1 protein-coding gene and 1 pseudogene are annotated in these 1,901 nt (G+C 54.6%); both read left to right on the top strand.

Annotated elements, in window-relative coordinates:
- The first annotated feature begins 4 nt into the window (after positions 1-4).
- Positions 5-1,489 (top strand): diaminopimelate decarboxylase, encoded by a 1,485-nt coding sequence (gene lysA / locus IV91_RS0111745; RefSeq protein WP_233418456.1) that lies wholly within the window; start codon positions 5-7, stop codon positions 1,487-1,489.
- 87 nt (positions 1,490-1,576) lie between these two features.
- Positions 1,577-1,901 (top strand): annotated as a pseudogene (locus IV91_RS0111740) (hypothetical protein); the annotation flags it as partial.

Below are 1,901 nucleotides of genomic sequence, written 5' to 3'. Positions count from 1 at the left end.
CAGGATGCTGGACATTGTGGGGTTTGCTTTGCCTGCCCCTGTGGGGGTGCGGACTCAAAGGAGGGCTCTATTTGCCGCCCGGACAAACGCCGGTTTCAGCCACCGTGCCAGCGCCAACACCGTCTTCGGAACCCACGATCCCTGCTCCTGCACCTTCGGGAACTTCTCCCTCTTCTCCTTCCCCCAATCCTGCCGCACCCCAAAACTCTCCTTGACGCAAATCGCCATGTCCCCACCTCTTACTGCTTTTGGCCCATACCGTGCGCCCACCAATGACACCCTGATGCTGGAGTCGGTTTCTTTGAACGAGATTGCCGAACGCTACGGGACTCCGTGCTATGTGTACTCTCAATCCGCCCTGCTCCAGTCTTACCAGGAGTACCGGGATGCCTTTCAATCCTTTGATACCCTTGTCTGCTATGCCGTCAAGGCCAATGCCAACCTGTCTCTTCTACGTCTCCTCGCCGCGCAGGGTGCCGGTTTCGATATCGTGTCCGGTGGAGAATTATTCCGCGTGCTGCAGGCTGGTGGAGATCCGCGCCGCATCGTATTTTCAGGGGTTGCCAAGTCCGAACGGGAGATCGATGAAGCATTGAAGGCGGGTATCCTCTGTTTCAACGTAGAATCCGCCGCCGAACTCCAGCGACTATCCGAACGTGCCACTCGGTTGGAAATGACTGCACCCATCTCACTCAGGGTCAATCCGGAGGTTGATGCGCGGACTCACCCCTACATCGCCACAGGATTACGTACCAGCAAATTCGGCGTACCCGCAACCACTGCGTTGGCCCTTTATCGGAAAGCGCAGAAACTTCCTCACCTGAAAATCGTTGGAATCGACTGTCATATCGGATCCCAGATCACCACGCTGGAACCTTTTCTTGAAGCCACCGATAAAATTCTCGAACTCGTGCACCAACTCGCCGCAGAAGGTATCCCCTTGGAGCACATCGATCTGGGAGGCGGCGTAGGTATTTGTTACCGTGATGAAGATCCTCTCTCCCTTTCCGCCTATGCAACTGCATTGAAACCGCGTTTCAACCAGTTCCAGGGACGCCTGCTCTTTGAGCCCGGACGACGTATCGTCGGTAATGCCGGTCTACTCCTTACTCGTGTGGAGTACCTGAAAACCATTCCGGAACGTCAATTGGTGATTGTGGATGCTGGCATGAACGATTTGATGCGACCCTCCCTGTACCAGGCCTGGCATGAAATCGTGCCCGTCGATGCGCCCCGAAAAACGGATCAAAAAGTGGATATCGTGGGTCCCGTCTGCGAATCCAGTGATGTGCTGGGTACAGGACGTACACTGGACGTACAGGCGGGTGACCTGCTGGCCATTCTTTCCTGCGGCGCCTATGGTGCCTCCATGTCTTCTCGTTACAATGCTCGCCCGCTCATCCCTGAGGTACTGGTCCATGGGTCCCAGACCACCGTGATCCGCCGCCGGGAAACCTATGCAGACTTGATCCAACATGAATTGTCCTGATTCACGCCCCTTTTCTTCGCCTCTATCTATACGAAAAGGGGAATTCGGCCTACAATGACCCTTACTCTTCTCATGCAGGAGTTCATCATGGTCGCCGCAAAGAAATCCTCCTCTGCTCTGCAGTCTCCCGAGTCCGAAGCGCTTTTGGTGCTCAAAAAGAATAAGAAAAAGGCTGCCAAAAAGGAAAAATCCAAGGGCAGTTCAGACATAGGGAAAGAGAAAAAAGGCAAGAAAGCCAAAAAGGCGGAAAACAAATCCGCCAAGAAGTTAAAAAGATCGGAGAAAAAAGCGCGCAAGGTCAAAGCCTCGAAAACCCTCGGGGAAGCGTTCTCTGTAGTCACGCTGGTGGATGCCGTCGTTGAGGAATCCACACCTGCCGAAGTCACGGTTCCCTCCAAGCCGTCTCCGTCCA

The sequence above is a fragment of the Ferrovum myxofaciens genome (assembly GCF_000735045.1).
Classification (GTDB): domain Bacteria; phylum Pseudomonadota; class Gammaproteobacteria; order Burkholderiales; family Ferrovaceae; genus Ferrovum; species Ferrovum myxofaciens.
This window is presented reverse-complemented; position numbering and strand designations above follow the sequence as displayed.